The 24,089-nt window shown below is 39.3% G+C and carries 22 protein-coding genes and 2 pseudogenes; 18 read left to right on the top strand and 6 right to left on the bottom strand.

Going from position 1 to position 24,089, the window contains the following annotated elements; all coding sequences use genetic code 11:
- Positions 1–129: 129 nt before the first annotated feature.
- From IPP32_01250 to IPP32_01240, 3 genes are all read right to left on the bottom strand, one after another.
- The gene (locus tag IPP32_01250) at positions 130–1,188 is read right to left on the bottom strand and encodes a hypothetical protein (GenBank protein ID MBL0046713.1); all 1,059 of its coding nucleotides are present in this window, start codon (positions 1,186–1,188) and stop codon (positions 130–132) included.
- An 869-nt stretch (positions 1,189–2,057) separates the two neighbouring features.
- Positions 2,058–2,411, bottom strand: a complete 354-nt coding sequence (locus IPP32_01245; protein MBL0046712.1) for a TfoX/Sxy family protein — start codon at positions 2,409–2,411, stop codon at positions 2,058–2,060.
- Between the two features lie 18 nt (positions 2,412–2,429).
- Entirely contained in the window at positions 2,430–2,834 is a 405-nt protein-coding gene (locus IPP32_01240) for an OsmC family protein (protein ID MBL0046711.1), read from the bottom strand.
- 64 nt (positions 2,835–2,898) lie between these two features.
- On the opposite strand from IPP32_01240, the gene IPP32_01235 reads away from it, so the two are divergent.
- From IPP32_01235 to IPP32_01210, 6 genes are all read left to right on the top strand, one after another.
- Complete coding sequence (locus IPP32_01235) at positions 2,899–3,642, top strand: hypothetical protein (protein MBL0046710.1); 744 nt, start codon at positions 2,899–2,901, stop codon at positions 3,640–3,642.
- Between the two features lie 8 nt (positions 3,643–3,650).
- A complete protein-coding gene (gene lipA / locus IPP32_01230; protein ID MBL0046709.1) occupies positions 3,651–4,532 on the top strand; it encodes a lipoyl synthase in 882 nt (293 codons plus the stop codon).
- A gap of 18 nt (positions 4,533–4,550) precedes the next feature.
- Entirely contained in the window at positions 4,551–7,283 is a 2,733-nt protein-coding gene (locus IPP32_01225; protein MBL0046708.1) for a hypothetical protein, read from the top strand.
- Entirely contained in the window at positions 7,225–7,422 is a 198-nt protein-coding gene (locus IPP32_01220) for a T9SS type A sorting domain-containing protein (GenBank protein ID MBL0046707.1), read from the top strand. The genes IPP32_01225 and IPP32_01220 overlap by 59 nt, the downstream gene beginning before the upstream one ends.
- 83 nt (positions 7,423–7,505) lie before the next feature.
- Positions 7,506–8,504 carry a type I glyceraldehyde-3-phosphate dehydrogenase gene (gene gap / locus IPP32_01215; protein ID MBL0046706.1) on the top strand — a complete coding sequence of 333 codons (999 nt, stop codon included), beginning with the start codon at positions 7,506–7,508 and terminating at the stop codon, positions 8,502–8,504.
- 78 nt (positions 8,505–8,582) lie between these two features.
- Entirely contained in the window at positions 8,583–9,785 is a 1,203-nt protein-coding gene (locus IPP32_01210) for an MFS transporter (GenBank protein MBL0046705.1), read from the top strand.
- An 8-nt stretch (positions 9,786–9,793) separates the two neighbouring features.
- Here IPP32_01210 and lepA read toward each other — a convergent pair.
- Positions 9,794–11,580: pseudogene (lepA, locus tag IPP32_01205) on the bottom strand (elongation factor 4).
- Between the two features lie 170 nt (positions 11,581–11,750).
- On the opposite strand from lepA, the gene IPP32_01200 reads away from it, so the two are divergent.
- The 4 genes from IPP32_01200 to IPP32_01185 are packed head-to-tail and all read left to right on the top strand — an operon-like array spanning position 11,751 to position 13,950.
- Positions 11,751–12,701: a hypothetical protein gene (locus tag IPP32_01200; protein MBL0046704.1), complete on the top strand. Its 951-nt coding sequence runs from the start codon at positions 11,751–11,753 to the stop codon at positions 12,699–12,701.
- A complete protein-coding gene (locus IPP32_01195; protein ID MBL0046703.1) occupies positions 12,623–13,171 on the top strand; it encodes a T9SS type A sorting domain-containing protein in 549 nt (182 codons plus the stop codon). The genes IPP32_01200 and IPP32_01195 overlap by 79 nt, the downstream gene beginning before the upstream one ends.
- A gap of 42 nt (positions 13,172–13,213) precedes the next feature.
- Positions 13,214–13,492, top strand: a complete 279-nt coding sequence (locus IPP32_01190; protein ID MBL0046702.1) for a hypothetical protein — start codon at positions 13,214–13,216, stop codon at positions 13,490–13,492.
- A gap of 2 nt (positions 13,493–13,494) precedes the next feature.
- Entirely contained in the window at positions 13,495–13,950 is a 456-nt protein-coding gene (locus IPP32_01185; GenBank protein MBL0046701.1) for a T9SS type A sorting domain-containing protein, read from the top strand.
- Here IPP32_01185 and IPP32_01180 read toward each other — a convergent pair.
- Both IPP32_01180 and IPP32_01175 read right to left on the bottom strand, forming a co-directional pair.
- Positions 13,944–14,632, bottom strand: a pseudogene (locus IPP32_01180) (NAD-dependent deacylase). The gene IPP32_01185 and the pseudogene IPP32_01180 overlap by 7 nt on opposite strands.
- A gap of 29 nt (positions 14,633–14,661) precedes the next feature.
- Complete coding sequence (locus tag IPP32_01175; GenBank protein MBL0046700.1) at positions 14,662–15,102, bottom strand: hypothetical protein; 441 nt, start codon at positions 15,100–15,102, stop codon at positions 14,662–14,664.
- Positions 15,103–15,287: 185 nt separating this feature from the next.
- Here IPP32_01175 and IPP32_01170 point away from each other — a divergent pair, with 185 nt between their 5' ends.
- The 8 genes from IPP32_01170 to IPP32_01135 all read left to right on the top strand — a co-directional run bounded on the left by IPP32_01170 (position 15,288) and on the right by IPP32_01135 (position 24,089).
- Positions 15,288–16,733 (top strand): hypothetical protein, encoded by a 1,446-nt coding sequence (locus tag IPP32_01170; protein MBL0046699.1) that lies wholly within the window; start codon positions 15,288–15,290, stop codon positions 16,731–16,733.
- Positions 16,717–17,457, top strand: coding sequence for a hypothetical protein (locus IPP32_01165; GenBank protein ID MBL0046698.1), 741 nt, complete (start codon positions 16,717–16,719; stop codon positions 17,455–17,457). The genes IPP32_01170 and IPP32_01165 overlap by 17 nt, the downstream gene beginning before the upstream one ends.
- Positions 17,458–17,566: 109 nt before the next feature.
- Positions 17,567–18,133, top strand: coding sequence for a hypothetical protein (locus tag IPP32_01160; GenBank protein MBL0046697.1), 567 nt, complete (start codon positions 17,567–17,569; stop codon positions 18,131–18,133).
- A gap of 76 nt (positions 18,134–18,209) precedes the next feature.
- Positions 18,210–21,326, top strand: a complete 3,117-nt coding sequence (locus IPP32_01155) for a T9SS type A sorting domain-containing protein (GenBank protein ID MBL0046696.1) — start codon at positions 18,210–18,212, stop codon at positions 21,324–21,326.
- Positions 21,327–21,401: 75 nt separating this feature from the next.
- Complete coding sequence (locus IPP32_01150; protein MBL0046695.1) at positions 21,402–22,091, top strand: hypothetical protein; 690 nt, start codon at positions 21,402–21,404, stop codon at positions 22,089–22,091.
- A gap of 65 nt (positions 22,092–22,156) precedes the next feature.
- Positions 22,157–23,290: a hypothetical protein gene (locus IPP32_01145; GenBank protein ID MBL0046694.1), complete on the top strand. Its 1,134-nt coding sequence runs from the start codon at positions 22,157–22,159 to the stop codon at positions 23,288–23,290.
- 91 nt (positions 23,291–23,381) lie between these two features.
- A complete protein-coding gene (locus IPP32_01140; protein ID MBL0046693.1) occupies positions 23,382–23,966 on the top strand; it encodes a hypothetical protein in 585 nt (194 codons plus the stop codon).
- 30 nt (positions 23,967–23,996) lie between these two features.
- Positions 23,997–24,089 carry a T9SS type A sorting domain-containing protein gene (locus tag IPP32_01135; GenBank protein ID MBL0046692.1) on the top strand — a complete coding sequence of 31 codons (93 nt, stop codon included), beginning with the start codon at positions 23,997–23,999 and terminating at the stop codon, positions 24,087–24,089.

The following is a 24,089-nucleotide window of genomic DNA, read 5'->3' as shown; positions in this document are numbered from 1 at the left end:
GAATTAAGAATATTAAGGCTCTAAGTCATTAAATAGTTCTTATTTGTATATTTGGTAAACATTGGAATTAAAGAAATTTAAATCACTTAGTATATAATGAAGCTAAATGAAATTCGATTTGTTTTTTTATTAATTAATTTTTCCTTCCTGCAAGCGCAGTTGTGTTTTTTTTTTTTTTTTTTTGGCCGGCCGGGGGACCCCCCCCCTCCTTCCTTTTTTTTTTTTTTTGGTTTTTTTTTTTTTTTTTTTTTTTTTTTTTTTTTTTTTTTCTCTTTTTTTCTTTTTTTTTTTTTTTTTTTTTTTTTTTTTTTCCCCCCCCCAATTTTTCCTAAATTTTTTTTTCTTCCGGGAAAAAACCCACCCACAATAATTCCGCCAATCGGTTTTTTTATAATAATATTCAAAAAGGTTTATTGTTTTTGTTTTTTTTTTTTTTTTTTTTTTTTTTTTTTTTTTTTTGTTTTTTTTTTTTTTTTTTTTTTTTTTTTTTTTTTTTTTTTTTTTTTTGTGGGGGGGGTGGTTTGTTTTGTGGGGGGGGGTGTTTGGGGGGGGGTTTGTGGGGGGGGGGGGGAATTTTTTTTGGGTTTTTTTTTTTTGTTTTTTTTTTTTTGGGTTTCTTTTTTTTGTTTTTTTTTTTTTTTTTTTTTTTTTTTTTTTTTTTTTTTTTTTTTTTTTTTTTTTTTTTTTTTTTTTTTTTTTTTTTTTTTTTTTTTTTTTTTTTTTTGGGGGGGGGGGGGGGGGGGGGGGGGGGGGGGGGGGGGGGGGGGGGGGGGGGGGGTATGGGGGGGGGGGTTTTCTGGGTAAAAAGGGTGTTTTTTTTGGGTGGGTGGGGTGGGGGGGGTTTTTTTTTTTTGGGGGGGGTGGGTGGTTGGTTTTTTTTGGGGGCCGCCCCCGGGGGGGGGGTTTGGTGGGGGGCTGGGGGGGGGGGGGGGGGGGGGGGGGTGTTGTGGGGGGGGTAATTTTTTTTTTTTTTTTTTTGGGTTTTTTTGAGGAGGGGGGGGGGGGGGGGGGGGGGGGGGGGGGGGGAATTTTGTTTTTGTTTTTTTTTTTTTTTTTTTTTTTTTTTTTTTTTTTTTTTTTTTTTTTTTTTTTTTTTTTTTTTTTTTTTGGGTATTTATGTAATGGTAAACCGGGGGAAGAAAAACGATCCACCCCCCCGCCGGTTTTTTCTTTTTTTAATAAGGACAAATAAAAATTTTTTTTTTTTTATTTTTTTTTTTTTTTTTTTTTGTTTTTGGGGTTTTTTTTTTTCCAACCAATAAATAAAAAAAAAAATTTTTTTTTTTTTTTTTTCCCGGGGGGGGGGGGGGGGTTTTTTTTTTTTTTTTGTTTGGGGGGGGGGGGGGTTGGTTGGGGGGGGGGGGGGGGGGGGGGGGGGGGGGGTGGGGGGGGGGGGTGGGGGGGGGAAAAAAAAAAAAAAAAAAAACCAACCCAATTTTTAAAAAAAGCTTTTTAAAAAATTGGTGTTTAGAAAAAAAAAACCCCACTTTCAAACCCACCCCCAAAAAAACCCCCCAAATTTTTTTTTTTTCTCCCCCCTCTTTTGGAAAACCCCCTACCACCCCCCCCCCCTTTTTTTTCCCCCCCCCCCCTCCTTTTTATTCCTTCCCCCCCTTCCCCCCCCCCCCCCCAACAAAACCAAAATTTTAAAAAAAAATTTTTTTACTTATCCCCATTTTTTTTTTCGGAAAAAAAAATTAACAAAATTTCAACCCAACAACCCCCCCACCAAAACACCAAAACAAAAAAAATTTTTTTTTTTTAATTTTTTTTTTTTCAAAAAAAAAACCCAAAATTTTAACCAGAAACGGAATTTTGAAATTAAAATAAAAAAAAATTAAAAAAAAAAACAAAACAAAAAAGAGATTCCCCAACACAAAAACACAAGGGAAAACTAAAAAAAAAAAAAAACTTTTTCTCTTCCCCCCCCCCACCAAACACGCTTTTTTTTTTTCCCCCCCTGGAAAAAAAAAAAATTTAAAAACCGGGAAGGCTTGTATTTCTTGAGTTTTTCCTATTTCTGTCGCAAGCGTGGACGCTATCGGCAATTTAAGTAGTTAAGTCTTTTTCTTTTTTTTAGGACTTGCCTTTGCAAAGGGATTGAAGTCCAAAGCTAGCTGAATCCAAAACTCTAATTTTTTTGTAGATGAAAGTGCTGTTTCATCCACATATAAAAATCCTTTCATGGATTTACCTGTAAAATCCATAGGTCTGCAATCCTCCTTTTCTAAAATGTCATCAAAAAGGGCAGGGTCAATGCGCACCATTAAACTATCTTTTACAATGCCCACACACATTTTATCATCCACCATAAAGCAAACTCCCCCGAACATTTTTTTCTCTTCTACTTTATCGTGGGCTTGAGCAATTAATTCTCGCGTCCGATTCAATAAGTATTCATTAAATGCCATTTTGCTTTTATTGCGCGTTTAATAATGAAAAGAAACCGACTTCTTCACATCCGGATGCAAACTCAAATAAACAGGGCAAGTCAGTGCAGCACGCTCTAAAATTAACTTTTCTTTATCGCTGTAGCTGATTTTTGGCATTTGCACTTCTATCACTATTTCGCCCACCCTGCGTGGATTACTTGCCATGACTTTTGTAACCTTTGCACTTATTCCTTCTATGCTCAACTTATGTGTATTACAGGCTATCCCCATAAGGGTAATCATGCAACTCCCAAGGGAGGAACAGAGTAAATCGGTGGGAGAAAATGCTTCGCCTTTGCCATGATTATCAACCGGGGCGTCTGTAATGATTTCGTTGCCCGATGCACGGTGTTTGGCATGCGTTCGCAGATTTCCGAGATAGTTTATGTTAATTGTTTCCATGAACAAATTTAATTTTAATTAGTTTAAGTATATTTGTAAGTCCATATACACAATGCAAAAGTACATGCGCGCAAGCATCTTTACAATTTTATTACTGAATACTTTGGCGGTATTTGCACAGCAAAAGAATGCTGTGGAGGAAGCTGGTGTGCTTTACCGTCATGAAGGAACATTTGGCATTAGCATGCACTCTAGAGGTTTCGGGTTGAACTATCGCAATGGGAAACACATTACAGGTACCAGAAAGCGTATACTTGAAATTGATTTGCTCACCATGAAGCATCCAAAAGAAATTAAAACACTTAATAAGTACTACGAAAACACCAAAGGATTTGTGTATGGTAAACTAAATAACCTTACTGTTTTGCGCGGAGGAATTGGTTTGCAAAATATCCTCTATAGAAAGGATGAACCCGGAAATATTGAAATTCGTTACAGTTATTATGGTGGTGCTTCACTTGGTTTAGCCAAACCGGTTTATTTATATGTTTTGCAGGAATCAAACGATCCCTATAATCCAAATAAAGTAATAGAAAAATACGATCCGGATAAGCACATGCTGGATAATATTTATGGTAAATCTCCACTGGGTTATGGACTAGAGCATACTAAGGTACATCCCGGATTATATGCCAAAGTGGGAATGAGTTTTGATTGGGCAAGCGACGATGATAAAGTGCGTTGTCTAGAAATTGGTGCCATTGCCGATTACTATATTTCACCTATTCAAATCATGGCCTTCAGTAAAGCAACACCATTATTTACTACTGTTTATGTTACACTTTCATTTGGGCATAAATGGAATTAATACCAAATATGACTGAGCTTCCGGAACAACAAATACTAACTGATAAAAAGTTTAGAAAGAAGCCGGATTGGCTTCGTGTAAAACTGCCAACGGGTAAAGAATATGCGCATGTTCGTAAATTGGTGAGCGAACATAAATTGCACACCATTTGTGAAAGCGGAAATTGCCCAAACATGGGCGAATGTTGGGGTGCAGGAACCGCGACTTTTATGATTTTGGGAAATATTTGCACCCGTTCCTGCGGATTTTGTGCCGTAGCAACCGGCCGACCTTTAGCTGCAGATGTTAAGGAACCTATGCGTGTCGCAGAGTCTGTGCGCTTAATGAAAGTAAAACATTGTGTAATTACATCGGTTGACCGGGATGATTTAAAAGATGGCGGCTCAACTATTTGGAAAGCAACAATAGAAGAAGTGCGCAAGCAAAGTCCAGGAACAACCATGGAAACCTTGATTCCGGATTTTCAAGGAATATGGGAAAACCTAGAGCGCATCATTGAAGCGCGTCCTGAAATTGTGAGTCATAACCTCGAAACCGTGAGAAGATTAACTAAGCAAGTTCGTATACAGGCTAAGTACGATAGAAGTCTTGAAGTATTAAATCGTTTAAAGAAAGCAGGAATTAAAACGAAATCAGGTGTAATGCTTGGTTTGGGTGAAACAGAACAAGAGCTTATCGAAACAATGGATGATTTAAGAAAAGTGGGTGTCGATATTTTAACTTTAGGTCAGTATTTGCAACCCACCACTAAACATTTGCCGGTAGTGGAATATATTAAACCCGAAGTATTTGCACGACTTCAAGAAATTGGACTTCAAAAAGGATTCCGATTTGTGGAAAGCGGCCCATTGGTGCGCTCTTCTTACCATGCTGAGAAACATTTATTTTAACCCCCCGAAATATACAACATGAAAAAAGTTTTTATTACGCTTACACTAGCAATTTCAATGCTTATAGCATTTTCGTTTTTTACTCAAGATAACTACCATCCAAGAAACCCCGGTGAATCATTTATCGAAAGCATTGGCGGTGCAATAGATTATTTTCAAAAAATCAGAGCCAATCAAATTACGGGAAGAGTGGATTTAGCAGACGTGGAGAGAGCCAGAAATGCTATAAAGGCAACTACCCAAAATCGCAGGGCATCACTCAACTTAAATTGGCAAGAAATGGGCCCGGATAACGTGGGAGGAAGAACTCGCGCCTTAATGTTGGACAAGGATTCATTTGATGTAGTGTATGCCGGTGGAGTTGCGGGCGGATTATGGAAGTCAATAAATGGTGGAGCCACTTGGAGATTATTGTTTGATAAGTTTGAAAGTAATACTGTGAGTTGCATTACCCAGGCAAAAAACGGCGATATTTATGTAGGTACCGGTGAAGGACATTATAGTTTAGGATCTTATAATGGAACAGGTGCAGGAGGGATGATTGGTTCCGGTATTTGGAAATCCACGAATCGTGGAGCTACATGGGCAAGATTAAGTTCTACCATACCAAGTGCTTTAAATTCGTATTCCGCATCCTTTGCTTATGTAAATGAAGTTGCCACCTCTCCTTTAAACGCACAACGTATTTACGCCAGTACTAACAGAGGTTTACGTATGAGCGACGACGGAGGCCAAAGCTGGATTAATCCAATTCATTCCGCGGATTCGAGTCAAGCTAGTGGTGATGTTCAGGTGGCAAGCGATGGAACTGTTTTGGTTTCTTTGGAAGGTCATGGCTACCGCTCCCCCAATGGAAACGATAATTCTTTTATTTCAATTTCATCTGTTGCATCAGGTAAATTGCCCTTGTCGGGCATATCGCGTATAGAATTTGCATTTTCACCGCAGGATGTTAATTACGTTTATGCAAGTGCTACAGCAGGATCTGGCCCTAACGCCGGCTCTCTGTTGGGTTTATACCAAAGCACAAATAAAGGATTGTTTTGGACTAACATCGCTACTGCCGGTGCAAATCCTCTTGGTAATCAGGGAGACTATGATAATGCTATAACTGTTTCTTCGAGCAATAAAAATCGAATTTATGTGGGTGGTCAATCTTTTTATTATTGTAATGCTGCTGCAAGCCCACTTCCTTTTTGGTCAAGAATAGGAGATACTCCAGGTAATTTTGTGCATTCCGATTTGCATGCATTGGTAAGTCATCCCACTAATAGCAATATACTTTATATCGGTTGTGATGGAGGAATTTATAAAACAACAGATGCCAATTCAACTGCAGTGGATGGACCTATTTTTTATAATGTTAACAAAGGCTATAATGTTACACAGTTTTATGCCATATCTCCAACAGCGAGTGGCGATGTGGTTGGCGGAACACAGGATAATGGTTCAAAATACATTAATTCCCAAGGTGGTTTTTCGCAAAGTGCAACTACCATTGGTGGCGGTGATGGTGGGTATACCGAAGCATCATTCCTCTTACCTCATGTCTTTTTTTCAACAGTATATTACGGTTCTTTATCACGTTCTTTTGGGGCTAATTTTGGATCTTCATTTTATAGTCCACGAATTGAAGGACTGCCCAATTTCGGTGAAGGCGGTTTTGCAAGTTTTATCACTCCCATCTCACTATGGGAAAGTTTCCATGACACCGCAACTCCCGACTCTTTAAGTTACACCATTAAACCTACTGATCCACTTGGTATAGGAGGCGTGTTGCAAATTCGTAGCAATATCAGCAGTCCAAACAGTACAGATAAGTTATACTTGTTTGACACCAATAAGGTGAATCGTTCTGTTGGTGAAACAATAAAGGTGCAAGATTATCTGCAATCGCACCTAGCTGTTGGCTTTAATAATAGTGTATGGTTCACCAAAGATCCCATCAACGAAAGCGGACCGGTTAGATGGATGAGGATTGGAGCGGATTTAGGAACTTTTTCGCCTTTACGCTTTTTCGGCGATTCTAAGATTTTGCGCTTTTCGGCTGATGGTGATTATTTGTATGTAGGTACTTTTGCCGGTAATTTATTTCGTTTTTCAAATCTAAATTCTATTAATCGTGCGGATACGCTTACGGGCGAAATTGGTCATCCGCTCTGTAAGGTAGATTGTAAAAAAATTGCGAGCTTTCCGGGCAGAGCGCTCTGTGGAATTGCAATTGATCCAAATAATAATGATAAAGTAGTGGTTACGTTAGGTAACTATGGAAATAGTAATTATGTTTTTCTTACCAATAACGCAACAGACAGTATTCCGAATTTTAATTTAATCCAGAACAATTTGCCTCCAATGCCGGTGTATGATGCTTTAATAGACATGAACAATGCATCAAACATTTTGCTAGGTACCGAATATGGTGTTTGGTCATCCGATGACAATGGCGCCAACTGGTCGCAAAGCCAAGATTTTCCTTATGTACCTGTGCTTTGTTTAAGACAACAACTTTATCCCTATTCGGCAACGGTATCAAGCACCGGTGTAATATATGCAGGCACACATGGACGCGGAATATGGAAATCGAATTCTTTGGTGGGCATAAAAAACAACGATGCATTTGCACCAAAACCGGATATTGCAGTTCATGTTTCTCCCAATCCTGTAAAAGATTTAGTCAGTGTTGACTATTTTGTTGAGAAGTACCGACATCGCTCAGCTTATTATTTATACGCTTCAGGGCAAATTAGTTAAACGTGAAAATTTGGATAAGCTTACATCGGGTAGAAATAGCTATAATTTTTCTGTTTCCGAATTTGAAGCAGGCACTTATTTGGTTTCTGTGATAACCGGAAACAAACAAACCAGTGCTAAATTTGTTGTGCTTAAATAATTACAGTTATTAAATTGTAAAAAGCCACTGTTACACGGTGGCTTTTTTTATATTTGCCCTTCACTTTAAATTTTAGATAAAAGATGGGAACAACCAGAATTGCAATAAATGGATTTGGTAGAATTGGACGAGTATTTTTTAGAGCTCTTATAGCACAGAAAAAGAATATTGAGCTCGTTGCAATAAATGATTTAACTGATACAAAAACACTCGCGCATTTATTTAAATACGATTCAGTTCATGGTAAATTTCAGGGAACTATTTCTCACGGCGATGGATTTATTGAAGTAAATGGAAAAAAAATACAAGTGTTTAAAGAAAAAGATCCTGTGGCATTGCCTTGGAAAGATTTAAACATAGATGTGGTTATTGAAAGCACAGGATTTTTTCTGGATAAAGCAGGAGCAGGAAAGCATATCACCGCGGGCGCAAAAAAGGTAATTATTTCTGCACCTGCAAGCGACAACGATATAAAAACGGTTGTGCTTGGATGTAACAATGAAGTGTTAAGTACATCGGATGTCATTATATCAAATGCTTCTTGCACAACCAATTGTGCTTCTCCCATGTTAAAGGTATTAAACGACAACTGGGGGATTGAATATGCTTACATCAATACAGTGCATGCCTACACGGGCGATCAACGATTGCACGATGCCCCACACAAAGATTTGCGTAGAGCCAGAGCAGCAGCAGTTTCTATCATTCCAACAACTACCGGTGCTGGGAAGGCAATTGCTAAAATATTTCCGCACCTCGAAGGTAAAATTGGTGGAACATCAGTAAGAGTGCCGGTTTCCGATGGATCACTCACCGACATCACATGTGAGTTTAAAGTTAACATTACCGCAAAAGAATTGAATGCTGCATTTAAGAAGGCTGCAGAAGGCGAACTAAAAGGAATCTTGGAATATTCGGATGAACCGCTTGTATCTATTGATATTGTTGGAAATCCACACTCATGTATTTTTGATTCGGAAAGTACAAGTGTGCTTGGTAACATGGTTAAAATTATGGGTTGGTACGACAATGAATACGGGTACTCCAATCGATTAGTTGAACTGGTTGAAAAGATTTCCTAATTCTAAACGCCTAAAATAATTCTGCATTGGGATAGCAAAACTATCCCAATGTTTTTTTAATCCCTTTTATTTTTGAATTTGAAAAAAGAACAAATCATATTGCTGATTCTTGCGTGTATCAATTTCACGCACATCACCGATTTTATGATTATGATGCCACTTGGTCCACAATTAATTCGGATCATGCACATCAGTCCCTTGCAATTTAGTTACCTTGTTTCTGCGTACACTTTCAGTGCCGGTATTTCTGGTTTTGCGGCTGCTTTTTTTGTAGATAAATATGATCGAAAATCTGTCTTGCTTTTGGGGTATATCGGTTTTATTGTGGGAACATTTGCTTGCGCATTTTCGCCTAGTTACCACTTGCTTTTAGCCTCACGCATTTTAGCGGGAACTTTTGGAGGGCTTATTGGAGCTCAAGTGCAATCCATCGTTGCAGATACTTTTCCTTTCGAACGCAGAGGTAAAGCTATGGGGACACTAATGGCTGCTTTTTCAGTGGCATCGGTAGTGGGAGTGCCGCTTGGTTTATACTTTGCCACCTTGTACAATTGGCAATTTCCGTTTATGATTGTGGGTGCTCTTGGAGTACTTATAATACCACTGGTATATGTTTTTATTCCTAATATGGTGGGCCATATTCAGCAAAATGATTCGAAACCGAATCCATTCTCTGTGCTAACCAATATTTTAAAAGACAACAACCAATTACGCGCATTGTTGCTTACTTGTACACTCATGTTTGCCCATTTTATAATAGTGCCATTGCTTTCTCCATTTATGGTAGCAAACGTTGGATTCACTGAACACCAGCTTACCTATATTTACCTCGTGGGAGGAACACTAACTATTTTTTCGGCACCAATGGTTGGAAGGTTGGCTGATAAATTTGGAAAGCATAAAGTACTTACAGTGTTTAGTTTTCTCGCCATAATTCCTTTGTTTTTTATTACCCATATTGGCCAAGTTCCATTATATGTTGCACTTAGCATAACAGCAGGATTTTTTGTCTTTTCGGGAGGAAGAATGATACCTTCAATGGCATTGGTATCATCGGTTGTAAAACCCCAACATAGAGGAAGCTTTATGAGCATTAATTCATCGTTACAACAAATCACTACCGGAATGGCGGCATTTATTGCCGGTACAATTGTAATAAAATCGGATGCCGGACCTTTGATGCATTACAATTGGATTGGATACATTGCAATTTGTTCAACCATTGCCTGTATACTAATTGCAAAGAAGCTTAAACCCGTTTCATTGGAGGCTGTAATTTAGCCCTATTCTCAATCTAGTTTAAGCACCGCCATAAATGCCGATTGAGGAATTTCAACACTTCCTACTTGACGCATTCTTTTCTTCCCTTCTTTTTGTTTTTCAAGTAGTTTACGTTTACGTGAAATATCTCCACCATAACATTTTGCAGTAACGTCTTTACGCAAGGCACGGATAGTTTCGCGTGCAATAATTTTTGCGCCGATGGCAGCTTGTATTGGAATTTCGAATTGTTGACGGGGAATCAACTCTTTTAATTTTTCACAAATCTTTTCCCAAAATCATAAGCATTATCCTTGTGAATCAAAGCCGATAAAGCATCCACTTGATCTCCATTTAATAAGATATCCAGTTTCACCAATTGCGATTGGCGGTACTCTAGCGGTGAATAATCGAAGGATGCATATCCTTTCGAAATGGTTTTAAGTTTATCATAAAAGTCAAATACAACTTCGCCCAATGGCAATTCAAAATTTAACTCTACACGGTCTTGAGTAAGATATACTTGGTTTTTAAGAATTCCCCGCTTACCAATGCACAGCGTCATTATACCACCCGTAAATTCCGATTTTGTAATAATTTGTGCTTTGATGAAAGGCTCTTCCACATAGTCTACTGTGCTTAAATCCGGTAAATCGCTGGGGTTATTCACCACAATTTTTCGCCCGCGGGTGCTGTATGCAAAGTACGAAACGTTTGGAACAGTAGTAATAACCGTCATATTAAATTCTCGTTCGAGTCGCTCCTGAATAATTTCCATGTGCAACATCCCCAAAAATCCGCATCGGAATCCAAATCCCAAAGCAGCCGATGATTCGGGCTCCCAGGTTAAAGACGCATCGTTTAGCTGAAGTTTTTCCATACTGTAGCGAAGTTCTTCATAATCCTCGGTATCAACCGGGTAAATCCCAGCGAACACCATCGGTTTAACGTCTTCAAAACCTTGAATGGCGGCTTCACAAGGGTTTAATACATTCGTAATAGTATCGCCCACTTTTACTTCTTTGGCTTCCTTGATTCCGGAAATAATATACCCAACATCACCAGTTTTTACAGCATTGCGGGGTTCTTGCTTTAAACGTAAAACACCAATTTCATCAGCAAGGTATTCCTTTCCGGTAGCGAAAAATTTTACCTTATCTCCTTTTTTCATTTCACCATTTACCACTTTAAAATAGGCAATAATTCCCCGAAAGGAATTAAAAACCGAATCAAAAATTAAAGCTTGCAAAGGTGCTTTTTCATCTCCTTTTGGAGCTGGAATACGGTGAACAATTTGTTCCAAAATTTCGTGCACGCCCATTCCTGTCTTCCCGCTGGCAGCCATTATTTCTTCGCGTTTGCAACCCAACAAATCAACAATTTGATCTTTAACTTCTTCGGGATTGGCGCTGGGTAAATCAATTTTATTGAGGATAGGAATGATTTCCAAATCATTTTCAAGAGCCAGATATAAATTGGAAATGGTTTGTGCTTGAATTCCTTGTGCGGCATCCACAATCAACAAAGCCCCTTCGCAGGCAGCGATGGAACGGGAAACTTCGTAGCTAAAATCCACGTGACCAGGAGTGTCAATTAAATTTAACACATATTTTTCACCATTTAATTCGTAGTCCATTTGAATGGCGTGACTCTTAATGGTGATGCCGCGCTCGCGTTCCAAATCCATATCATCTAAAATCTGGGCCTGCGATTCACGCTTGGTAATGGTATTGGTGTACTCCAACAATCGGTCGGCAAGCGTACTCTTACCATGATCGATATGGGCTATGATGCAAAAATTACGGATGTTCTTCACGTTCTAAAAGTGTATTATTTATGCTAAATTTTGGGGAGCGCAAAGGTAGCATTTTTACGCTATTTTTTACATTCCCGCGAAATTGTAAATTCTATGCGTGTCGATGATTTAATTCATAAAACTATAAAGCTGTCGGTTTCTTGCTATTGCTTACATTTGAAGCAATTATTATGAAAAAAATTATTCTGATTTTACTAGCCCAGGCAAGTTTTCTTTGTGCCCAACCGGTGTATTTTCAAAAAATCTTTGGTTCGAGTGGTACAGATGCAGGACGTTCAATAAGACAACTCTCCAGCGGTGCCATTTTTATTGCCGGTTATGCCGATTCTGCAACTGTGGGGAGCAATGATTACACTGTAGCAAAACTTGATAAATTCGGAAACTTGATTTGGATAAACTATTACGGAGATTCACTCAACAACATTGCACTATGCATCAATACAACCAATGACGGAAACCTCATTGTTTGTGGGCAAACAGAAATAAGCTCAGGAAATGAGGATGCCTTTGTGTGCAAGCTTGACACTAATGGAGCTGTACTGTGGTATAAAACCTATGGGGGTTCATTAAATCAATCGTTAAAATACATTGAAGCAACATTCGACAAAGGCTATATCGCTTGCGGTTTTACAAGTGACATGAGTGGATCAAATGATTATTATATTATAAAACTCGATTCACTGGGCAATCAACAATGGATTGGCAATTATGGGGGTTCATTTAACGATTATGCCGATATGGTTTTACAAACTCCCGATAGTGGTTATATTATTACCGGCGATACCAATAGCGATGGGGCCGGGGGTTACGATGTGGAGGTAATTCGATTGGATGCTAACGGCAGTGTAGTATGGGATAAATTGTATGGTGATAGTTTGCAGAATGGTTGCCAAGGAATACTAGCCTTGAAGAATGGCGGCTATTTGAGCTACGGTGAAACTGGCACAAGCACCTCCGGAACATTTGATTTTTTATACAAAAGCTTGATGTTCTTGGGAACAGCCTGTTTCGACAAACTTTTGGTGGAATCAAGTCAGATGCATTGTTTTCGCTTGTTGAAGCCTATGATGGCGGATTTGTATTTACTGGGTATAGCAATAGCTATTCCTCTGGTCCTTTAAACTTGGTAATTGGAAAAACCGACTCACTTGCCAATTTGCTATGGGTAAATGCTTATGGTTCCTCAGGGATTGATATCGGTTATGAAATAATTAATGAAAGAGATAGCGGCTTTTTAGTGATAGGAAATACCTACCAAAATGGCTCTGATGAATATTTTTTGTTTCATGTGAATGACAGCGGTAAAGTTGTGGGCATGCCGGATTGGAAAGAAAGATTAGATCAAGTGCAGGTGTATCCAAATCCAAACAAAGGAATCATTAGGATAGTTCTGCCAACAAAGGCTTCCGGCGAATTTCGGCTGGAACTTTTTACCCTCGATGGACAATGTGTTTATATGGATTCACAACAACAACAATATTCGAATGAGTTAGTAGTGCATTTTGGAGATTATCATACCGGTGGGGTGTATTTTTTAAAAATTACCCATCTTCTTGAAAACTATTATGCTAAGATTTTTGTTACCAACTAAATATAGTTAATTTTGCAAACATTCTTTAACCCAAATTAATACATGAAATCAATCTTTACACTTGCTGCTGCACTTTTTTTAGGCACTACTTTTACACAGGCACAAAGCCTCAAACTAATTGATTTAAATGGAAACGACGTTACAAACGGAGTTTTTAGTGATGTGGTAGATACCTCTAGCTTGGATCCTTATGAGTATGATGTGGATGTAATAAATCTCTCCTCAAATGCTCTGTCTATTGGTTGTTCAAGAGTGTTTAACCAGTTTCCCGGACAATCAGAAAGTTATTTTGCTGGGATGTATGTTATTTGCCAATGGTAAACGTGGCTTTCAGTCCTTTGTCAGTAAATGCAAACGACACCATTAGTGGTTATTTTCATTCTTATTTTCGCCCCAATTATGAAGTGGGTACTGCTACAACTCGATATAAATTCGTGAATACAGCCAATGCAAACGATACAGCCACTATCACCGTTATTTTATATTCGGGAACACTGGGTGTAAAGAATGCCAATTTGAATGCTACTTCAGCAAAAATTAATGCATATCCAAATCCAGCATCTAGCTTTGTTTCCTTAAAATATGACGTTGCTGCATCAAAACAATCGGCTGTGGTAATAACAAATGAGTTAGGGCAAACAGTTTATGAAAAATCAAACCTCAGCGGATTAGGTTCAATTCGCTTGGAAACAGCTGATTTTACACCGGGAATTTATTTTTATTCTTTGTTTGAAGGAAGCGCTCGAGTAGCAACAAAAAAGTTAGTGATTACTCAATAAATATTTTTTAAAAGCCTTTTTACTAAAGCCGGAACACCAGTTCCGGCTTTTTTCTTTATGTGTTTTGCTTGCGTTCCAATACTGGCAGAAATCGTATTGGGGTCCACCAAATAAATTGGGCAGTCTAAGGGAGCATAATTCAATAAATTGGCAGCCGGATACACATTTAGGGAAGTTCCCACTACAATAAATATATCTGCTGTTGCAGCTATTTCGCAAGCACGGTCCATTTGAGGAACTGCCTCTCCAAACCACACAATATGAGGTCTTAATTGAGCCCCTTTCGGACACAAGTCGCCCAAATTGAGTGTATCACCTTCGAGTTTTTGTATATATGCAGCATCAGAAGTGCTGCGTGCTTTGAGAATCTCGCCATGCAAATGCAACACTTTTTTGAACCGGCCCGTTCATGCAAATCATCAATGTTTTGTGTAATAACTTGTACATCGTATTTCGACTCTAACTCTGCTAAAGCAAAATGTGCGGAATTGGGTTTAGCCTTTATTACCTGCTTACGGCGCTCATTATAAAAATCCAATACTAATTTCGGATTACGCTCAAAAGCATGTGGTGTGGCTACATCCTCAATTTTATATTGTTCCCAAAGTCCATCGCTGTCGCGAAAGGTTTTTAATCCGCTTTCAGCACTTATTCCGGCACCGGTAAACACAACTATTTTCATAGCTTTTTGTGGATTGAATTAAGAAAAAATTAAGCGCGATGGTAGTCGGCTTTCCAATTTTTTACTGCTTTTTTTATATCCGTATTGCTTAAGTTTTCGGTAACAGCACGTTGGGCGAGCGGCAAAAATTCCTCATCAGGAGCAAAGCGCAAAGCCACAATTTGATTTATTTTTAATCTTGCATCAAGCAACTTTCCGCACAACACAAAATGTCTTAAATTTTCTTCCGCTCGAATCGCTCTGTCTTGTGCCTTAAGCGAATAAGAACGAAATAAAAAATAGGCCATCACAAAAGAGATTGCAATAATAACCAGTAATAAGGCTTCCATTCTACCACTGGCAGCAAATAGCGAGCGAATGAACAATGCTTGCGCAAGAATGTTCATAATTAGTAAGGAGGCATAAAATGCTATACTTAATTTGTTGAGAGACTTAAGTGTACTGTGGTTCTGAAAGTTTTGTGTAGTCATAGTTTGGGTATATTTTAAAACACGAAGTTAGAATATCAAATTGAAAAGCTAGAATCAAATTTTTTAGGTGTTTGGGTTCTTTAAATTCGCTAAGCGGTACTTGATAATCATTTCAATTTTATATATTTACTTGTTTTTTGCCTATCAAAAATTTGAGCCAAGATCACACCATAAAAATAAATAAAATGCTTCGCGCATTTCCTCTTTTTCGAAAGTGTGGCTTTCTTATTTTTATAATCGGCCTACTTTTATATCAAAAGAGTGCGGCGCAAAATATTACAACCTGTGGAAGTACTGGAGGAGTGAACATTGTTGGTTCTATGCAGGGCTATTCACAACCTATTAATTGTTCCGCAAATTATCGTGTGCTTAACTATCGCAAAGTTTCAACTACTGTTGCAAATCCCACCGATGGCCGAGGACAGTGGAAAACCATTTGCAATGTACAATCCTCAGGAGGAGATTTTGCTCCAAGTAATATGACCGGTGGCGGTGGAGGTGGCGGGGGTTTTTTATTGACAAATGGAGATGTTTGCGGTAATACCGGACAGTATACACGGAAATGGGTTTTTCCTTCTGTGTTTCAAGGAACTTTAAACGGAATTACTGCGGTGAATTATTTTACCTCAGGAGGTTCGGATATGGGTTTAAATATGGGAACCGCAGGGAGGTACACTGTAGTGCTTCAGGATGTTGGATGCGCAAATTCATTTTATTATATTGGCTATACCTCAAATGCCCCGGTTACCTTGGCTTTTGGAGCTCAAACTTTAAACGGAGACGGTTCTTACACAGTTCCAATCACCACCAGTGCCGCACCTTCTGCGGGTGAAAACATTTTTATTCGATACCGTTTAACCACGAATGATTTTACTACCAGCACTTTCTTGGTGCAAGCTACAGGAGCTGGTACTGCATGGACTGCAACTATTCCAATACAAGCTACAGGGACGGTGGTGTATTACTATGCATTTACCTCCACCCGAACGCTTGCTAGCTTGAATGCCGATTCGGAATCGAATCGCTCGCTATCCACTTTAGAATATTTAGATAATAGCGGTAATAATTATACTTATACACAATCAGTAGTTGTTGGACCCATTTTGGTGAGCGGAACAACTCCCGTAAGTTCAGCATACTATACTTCCCTCACTCAGGCTGCTGGTGCATTTGCGGCTATCAATGCCGGGACTCATAAAGGTGCTATTACTATTTCAATTATGGCGAATGTAGCTACAGAGAATGGATTAAATCCACTTTATCAAAGTGGTTATTTGGCAACCTCCAGTTATAGCAGTATAACCGTTACACCGGTAGGAGCAAGAACTATCAGCGGAAGCGTTACTACCCAAATGATTGATTTGAATGGCTGCGACAATGTGACGATAAATGGATTAAATAGTGGTGGAAACTCGCTGATAATTGAAAATACTAGTGCGGCAGCATCAAACGGCACGATTCGGTTTATTAATGATGCGAGTAGCAATACCATTACCAACTGTACCTTAAAGGGCTCTTCCAATCAATCCAATGCGGCAGTGGTATATTTTAGTTCGGCAGATGGAACGCTTTTGCAGGGTAACGACAATAACACTATTAGCAATTGCATCCTTCATGAGCATCAATGGTGATCCGGTGTTTGGCATTAATTCATTTGGAACAAGCGGAGGCGTTGCTCCTGCTGCCAGATGGAATTCGAACAATAACATCAACAATAATCAAATTTTAAATGTTTACTCTCCCAACACTGCGCTTTGTGCCAGCATTCAACTCACCAATGGCGCAAATACCGATTGGACAATTACCGGAAATAGTATTTATTGGACAAATACAAAGACCTCTACTGCTGCAGCTGCCGATTATTATTATGGCATTCGAATAACCGGTGGAAATGGAGTTAATTTTAATATTAGCAATAATTTTATTGGTGGAACGGCCGTGAATTGTGGTGGTAGTGCAATGACAATCAGCAACAGCACCTTTGGAAATAAAATTTCGGCCATCGACATTAATACCGCAACAAGCGGTACAGCTTCATCGCTGCAAGGAAATACCATTGCCAACATTTCATTTTTAACCAATTCCAATAAATCGTCTGCACCATTTGTTTTCTCCGGAATAGTAATAGAATCCGGATTAGTAAACATTGGTACTGTTGCCGGAAATACGATTGGTTCTAATTCATCCATGGGTTCCATTTCTATTGGAACCGCTGCCACCGGCGCAGGAGGAGTGGCATGTGGTATTGCAGTGCTGGGAGCCAGTTCCAACGCTACCATCTCAAATAATCAGGTTTCGGGAATATTCATGAACAACAGTTCAGGTACACATTCTATTAGCTTTTTTCGGTATTAGAATCGCTGCCGGTACTGCTGCTATTAGCGCTAATGTTATAGGAAGTACAACACTGGGAAATAGTATTTTAAATACTACAGGTACTGGGTCAGCCGACTTAACTTCACTTGTGGGAATTCAACAAATTTCGGGAAGTACAGTAAGTGCAATAAGTAACAATACGATTGCCAACTTGAGTTATTCTGCCAGCGGAACCAATGCATTTGTTTGGGGTATAATAAATAATTCCGGCTCTACTTCCATTACCGGGAATACCATTCGAAACTGTGTTAATTCGGGCGTCGGTGTGCTTGCTGATGCAACAGTGGGAATATATACCAGTGTGAGCGAAACGGTTTCACAAAACACTATTTATTCATTAATTAATCCCGCCGCAAGTGCCGATGGGGATGTAATTGGTATTCGAGCCATTGGAACCGGTACTCCCATTATTAGCCGGAATTTAATTTATGACCTGGGAAACAATAATAAAACAACCAACTTTACCTTTGGGATTAAGGTGGTGGCAACCAATGCACAAGTTTCCAACAACATGATAAGTTTGGGAACTGGTATCACAAATTCCTGCTCTTACCGCTGCATCAGTCTAGAAGGTGCCGGAACCTATTCGGTGTATTTTAATTCGTTGGTTATTACAGGTGCCAGTTCGGAACGAATGGGAATAGCTATGCTTTAAATATATTAAGTGGTACGGTAACCAGTACCAATAATATTTTTTATAACGACAGAACACCTGCCGGTATTGGCAGTAAATGCTTGTCGTATGTAGGATCACTCACCTCCAATTACAACGATTTTTATGCAAATCCGGCGAATGCCATTGCAAATACATATACCACATTACTTGCTTACCAAGGTGCTACAAGTCAGGATTTAAATTCAAAAAATATACAACCGGTTTTGTAAATACTGCAAATAATCTGCACCTCTCATCCGGCAACTGTTCCTTATATGGTGCAGGTACGCCAATAGTCATAACAGTTGATTACGACAACGAAACCCGAAAAAATCCACCTGATTTGGGTGCTGATGAAAATATTGGTACCGGTGCTATGACTTGGACTGGACTAACTTCTACCGATTGGAATGTGGCCACTAATTGGTGCCCGCCGGTAGTTCCTCTTTCGAGTAGTAATGTTACCATTCCCTCAGCGCCAATAAATCAACCTTTAATTAGCAATGCAAATGCTGTTTGTAAGGATTTAACCATTAATGCAGGTGCTGCCCATTTGGACATGAGTACAAGCAGAACCTTAACACTAACTGCGACTGCCGTGTTTACAAATAATGGAGCATTCAATTGTGGAGTGGCCAACGAAGAAGTAATTTTTGCCGGCACAGGAACAGTAACCGGAGCCTCGCCAACTACTTTCCGAAACTTAACTATAAATGCCACTACTACGTTACTTAGTATTCCCACCATAAGTGCTAATTTAAAGTTGAATTCAACAGCCAATGTTACGGCATCTCCCAATTATGGCGCTTCCTCCACACTTATTTATAATAATACAGGAAGCTACAATGTGGTAACCGAATGGACTGGAAGTGCTATTACTGCCGGAACCGGAGTACCCAATAATGTAATTATTCAAAACGGAACCACTTTAAACATGCCTGCTGCATTGCGCGGCATGGCGGGCGATTTAACTATTAGCTCCGGTACATTGCAAATGAATGGAACCTCCGGGGCGGATTTAAATATTGGTGGAAATTGGACACGCGTTGCAGCTACTGGGGTTTTTAATCCCAACAGCAGGGCTGTAAGTTTTAAAGGTGCTGCCAACCAAACGGTAACTGTTGTGGGGGGCGGAATTGAACGATTTAATATACTTGTAATTGATAAGCCTAATGCCGGAACTTATTTATTGCCGAGCGCTGTGGTCGGAAACCTCACCGATATTACTGTAAATGGAAATATGGCAAGCAATGTGGCGGTGCTTCAATTTATCAATCAAGGTAGCCTCGATTTAAATGGTCGTACTTTTCGTGTGGATGGAAATAATTCGAGCAGTTATCCTGGACATATTTATGTAAATGGTGCGCGGACCATATACAATTCCAGTGGTATAACAAACGGTTCATTTGCCATTATGTCGAGTGCAAACCCAAATCAATCCACCTGGTATACACGGTCGGTATGGAATAATTTTGGAACCGGTACACTTACTTTTAATCAGGATGTTCTTGTAACACTAGCTGATGGTCGTATGGATTGGGGCTTGGATGCTTTGGGTGTGAATGTAACCACCATTCAAGGAGTGCTTCAAATTAATTTGGGCGGAAGCGTAGTTTACAATTCCTGTTATTATTCTTCCTCACCTCCGAGTACTTTACGCTTTGCTAACACTATCGATTATCAAGTAAATGCAGGAGATAAAACCTGGGCGTTTGGGGCTATTTATTCCGGATTACCCGGCATACCTTTTAACGTAGATATTAATAACACCAATACGGATTTAACAATTAATGAAGTTAGAGCATTGCGTAATAATCTCACCATTACCGACGGACGACTTACTATTAATGCAGGACCATTTAATGTGGGCGGAGACTGGACACGTACTAATCCTGCCGGAGTAACGGTGCCTCCTTGCGCTTTTATTCCGAATTCAAATAAAGTAGTATTCGATAAAACCGGTGCAGTAGATCAAATTATTACCTGCACTGTGAACAGCAATACTGAAACTTTTTATGATTTGGATATTTCTCCAGCTACCGTGAATGTTGCTTTTGGCGGGGCAACCAATGTTGTTGTAACAAATAATTTAATTCTAACATCAGGTAAAGTAGATATGAATGGCAATATGCTTACCCTTGGAACCACATCCGGAGCAGGTACACTTACCGGTGGCAGTGCAAGCAGTTATCTTCTTGCTTATAAAGCGGCCGTTAATGGAACCTTTAGGCGTTATACGCCATCAACCGGTGTCAGCTATTTGTTTCCTGTGGGCGATAATACTAATTATACACCCATGAACATCACGTATAATGCCGGTACTACCCTTAGCAGTGCATTTACCGATGGACAGCTTTATGCCGTGGCACATCCCCAAAAAGGAACAGCTACCAGTTATATTACTCGCTATTGGCCCATTACACCAAGTGGTGTAACAACGCCCGACTATAATGCTGTTTACACTTATGTGGATGCCGATGTGATTGGAACGGAAGCTATTTTATTTCCCTTTAAATACAATTCGTATGGATGGGTAGGTAGTGGAGGCAGTGGTGCTGCTTTTATGCAAGGAACCGGTAGTGTAAATACAGCAAGTAATACTTTTACCTGGAACAACATTAACAGCTTTAGCGAATTTACCGGTTTGGGAAATGGAAGTCCATTGCCAATAAATTTAGTATCCTTTACCGGGAAATTAATGGAGCAGGATGTACACTTAAATTGGATTACCGTTACCGAACAAAACAACGATTATTTTACGCTGGAAAGAAGTTGGGATGGAATTCATTTTGAAATCATCACAAAACAAAAAGGCGCAGGAAATTCAAACTTCACACTCAATTATTTTCATTCAGATAAATCGGTTGCAAATAGCGGTTATGAAAGGGTATATTACCGCTTAAAACAAACCGATTTTAATGGTGCCTTCACGTATTCTACAACAATAGCAATAGCACTTTCTCCTTCTACAAAAAGCTTCTATGTTGCGTGTTTCCCCAATCCTTTTTCGGAGGTGTTTCAAATACAGGTAAATACCACTTCAAATGAAACGGCACAACTCGAAATTTATACTTTAAGCGGCAAATTGATTTTTGCAAAGGCACTGGAATTAAGTGCTGCAAAAACGGTTATACCAATTGAGGCACTCAAGGGTTTTTTCTTCAGGACTTTATGTTGTAAAATTGATTGGTAAGAATCAAACTTACGTCCATAAAGTTATAAAGAATAAGACATACAATTATTTAATTCATTAGCTTCAAAATCATATATGAAACAACTTTTTCGCGCATTTTTTTTACTCCTTTTTATTCAAGCCAACTTACTCAAAGCACAACAAAAATTTATTTTGCAAGGTTGGTATTGGGATTTTCCTAAAACCAATCAAGGCGCCTATTGGGTTGATACGATGAATTTTAAAGCAAAGGAATTAAGTAATGCCGGTTTTACAGATGTGTGGTTACCTCCCACGAGCCTCGCCAATTCTGGCGCGTATAGTAATGGGTATGATGTAAGAGACTTATTTAATTTGGGAAATATTTCCAACAAAACAGGTTTTGGTACGCGCGTAAAAATTGATGCACTCGTTGCTAACTATAATTCGAATGGGTTGCGCGTGATGAGTGATATGGTATTTAACCACCGCGATGGAGGCCAGTTCGAAAGCAATGAAGCTGTAGCAGGGTGGATAAAAAATTACACTTTAGCAAAGCACAATAGTGGTGATAGAGCGTATCCTTCCGACCGAGTATTAATGGTAATTCCGGTTGGGGGCGCTACTGGAAGAGGGGCAGGTCACTATTATTTTAAAATTCGTTCGGCCTCCCAAAGCCCCGATTATTACAATAAAGGATATACAGTTTTAGCCTACACTGGTAAAGTAGGGAAGAAAAATTTACCCGATCGAACCGAGTCAGCTGTGATTGGGGTGGAGACTGTGGACAAAATCATGATACTATAAAAATTGGAATTACTACACTCGCAACAATTGACAATAGCGGTTGTGGAATTGATGAGTTTGAGCTGGTGTTAGATTCACTTGATTTTTATCCAACAGGCGATAGGATTTATGTGTCGCTTTACAACCCGAATGCAGATTATGCCGATCAATATATTTATGGCTTGTGGGATGCTAACAACAGCTTAAATATTAAGGATACTGTTCAATATTGGACACGAACAAAATTTGGAGGAACGCGAGGTCAAATGAGCAAACTTAATTTTAAACCCAATGGTAATCCCACTTGCCTGTGCGGGGATTTTGATTCTCCCGATTTTTATTACGATTACGATCAAAATGTTCCTGCAACACGCGATACCCTTTTTGAATGGATTAAATGGATGTGGACAGGTGTTGGTGCAAGGAGTTTTAGAGTAGATGCAGTGAAACATTTTTCACCACAATTTGTGGGCGACATGCTCGACTTTTTGCACACCAACAGCATAGACCCACCCTTGTACATTGGTGAGTTCTTTGATTACAATCCGGCTGTGCTTAAGGGTTGGGTTGATAATGTGAAAAGCAATATGAATGCAGCCACGCAAGCTGCAATTAAACCTGCTGTTTTTGACTTTAGTTTGCAAGGTGCTTTGCGCGATGCTTGCGACGCGTTTGGTTATGATGCACGTACTATTTTTACCAGCGGAATTGTGGATGGAGCCGGTGGAAATGCCGAAAATGCAGGAACTTTTGTTAATAATCATGATTTTAGAATGGCCTCTCAAGCGGTGGATAACGATAGAATGTTAGCCTACGCCTATATCCTTACCAATAACAAAGTGGGCACGCCGTCGGTGTATTATACCGACTATTATGATACAGCTAACAACTCACAAGGCAACAAAAATAAAATTGACAAACTCATTGAAATTAATCGAAAGTACATCAATAACTCAGCAAATAGAGATTACCTAAATCGATTTGGAACTCCTTATGCCGCCAATTTTATTTCGGGTGCTTCTGCCAATAGCTTGATTTATCAACTAAGTGGTGGAACTGCCGGTTGTGCGCAGAATAAGGATGCAATTGTTGCCATAAACTTTTCGGGACTTCAACTAAAAGTGGATCAGCAAGTAAATACAGGCGGAGGATTTAATTTGGCGATTGGAGATACCCTGATTGATATTTTAGGAAATTCTTCTTTTCCTATGCTATTGTGAATGGAAGCAGTCAAGTATATATGCAGCTACAAGCCCGTAATTATTCCATTTGGGTAAGGGAGGGCTCACTAAAACACCTAGTATTGCAGCGATGGGTGCAACAACATTTTGCCAAGGTGATTCTGTTTTGTTAATCGCAGGAAATGGAACTGCCTGCTATTCCTATCAATGGCAATTAAACAATCAGGATATTCCCGGTGCAACATCTGCTACTTATTACGCAAAACTAAGTGGTGCCTACAAAGTAAAGGTGAGTCAAAGTGGTTTGCTAGCTAAAAGCTCAACAACGATTTCTGTGCTTACAAATGCACCGTCAATTCCAACTATTAGTATTATAAACGACACTTTGCAAGCAAGTGTTGCCAATCAATACCAATGGTATTACAGTAGCGATTCTGTAAATTATACGTCAATATTAGGTGCCATTCAGCAAACATATGTGGTTCCTCAAAGTGGTTATTATTATATAAAAATCACGGATGCAAGTGGTTGTTCAAGCAATTCATTAACTCAATATGTGAATATAACAGATGTATTGTCAATTTCAGGACTGACATCCATTTCCATTCGCCCTAATCCAAGTAATGAAGGGAAGTTTTATTTGCGTGCTGCTGTTGCCGGGATTCGTCCCGAATGGAAAGTTTACAATTTAATAGGGGATGAAGTGCAAAAGTAAAGAAATGAAAGGCAACCCGGCTCAGACCAATTGATAAACCTGAGCGATGCACCGGCTGGGATTTACTATCTTCAGCTAAAGCTTAACACTGAGCAGCGAACAATAAAATTAGTGAAGCAATAA

Source organism: Bacteroidota bacterium (assembly GCA_016721765.1).
GTDB lineage: Bacteria > Bacteroidota > Bacteroidia > UBA4408 > UBA4408 > UBA4408.
The sequence above is the reverse complement of the archived record's forward strand: the minus strand, read 5'-3'. Positions and strand labels throughout refer to the sequence as shown.

Coding starts and splice junctions, on each gene's coding strand:
- IPP32_01190 (MBL0046702.1), top strand. CDS start 13,214: ATGAAATCAATCTTTACACTTGCTGCTGCACTTTTTTTAGGCACTACT.
- gap (MBL0046706.1), top strand. CDS start 7,506: ATGGGAACAACCAGAATTGCAATAAATGGATTTGGTAGAATTGGACGA.
- IPP32_01245 (MBL0046712.1), bottom strand. CDS start 2,411: ATGGCATTTAATGAATACTTATTGAATCGGACGCGAGAATTAATTGCT.
- IPP32_01240 (MBL0046711.1), bottom strand. CDS start 2,834: ATGGAAACAATTAACATAAACTATCTCGGAAATCTGCGAACGCATGCC.
- IPP32_01235 (MBL0046710.1), top strand. CDS start 2,899: ATGCGCGCAAGCATCTTTACAATTTTATTACTGAATACTTTGGCGGTA.
- IPP32_01165 (MBL0046698.1), top strand. CDS start 16,717: ATGAGCATCAATGGTGATCCGGTGTTTGGCATTAATTCATTTGGAACA.
- IPP32_01170 (MBL0046699.1), top strand. CDS start 15,288: ATGCTTCGCGCATTTCCTCTTTTTCGAAAGTGTGGCTTTCTTATTTTT.
- IPP32_01225 (MBL0046708.1), top strand. CDS start 4,551: ATGAAAAAAGTTTTTATTACGCTTACACTAGCAATTTCAATGCTTATA.
- IPP32_01175 (MBL0046700.1), bottom strand. CDS start 15,102: ATGACTACACAAAACTTTCAGAACCACAGTACACTTAAGTCTCTCAAC.
- IPP32_01200 (MBL0046704.1), top strand. CDS start 11,751: ATGAAAAAAATTATTCTGATTTTACTAGCCCAGGCAAGTTTTCTTTGT.
- IPP32_01140 (MBL0046693.1), top strand. CDS start 23,382: ATGGGTGCAACAACATTTTGCCAAGGTGATTCTGTTTTGTTAATCGCA.
- lipA (MBL0046709.1), top strand. CDS start 3,651: ATGACTGAGCTTCCGGAACAACAAATACTAACTGATAAAAAGTTTAGA.
- IPP32_01150 (MBL0046695.1), top strand. CDS start 21,402: ATGAAACAACTTTTTCGCGCATTTTTTTTACTCCTTTTTATTCAAGCC.
- IPP32_01155 (MBL0046696.1), top strand. CDS start 18,210: ATGCTTGTCGTATGTAGGATCACTCACCTCCAATTACAACGATTTTTA.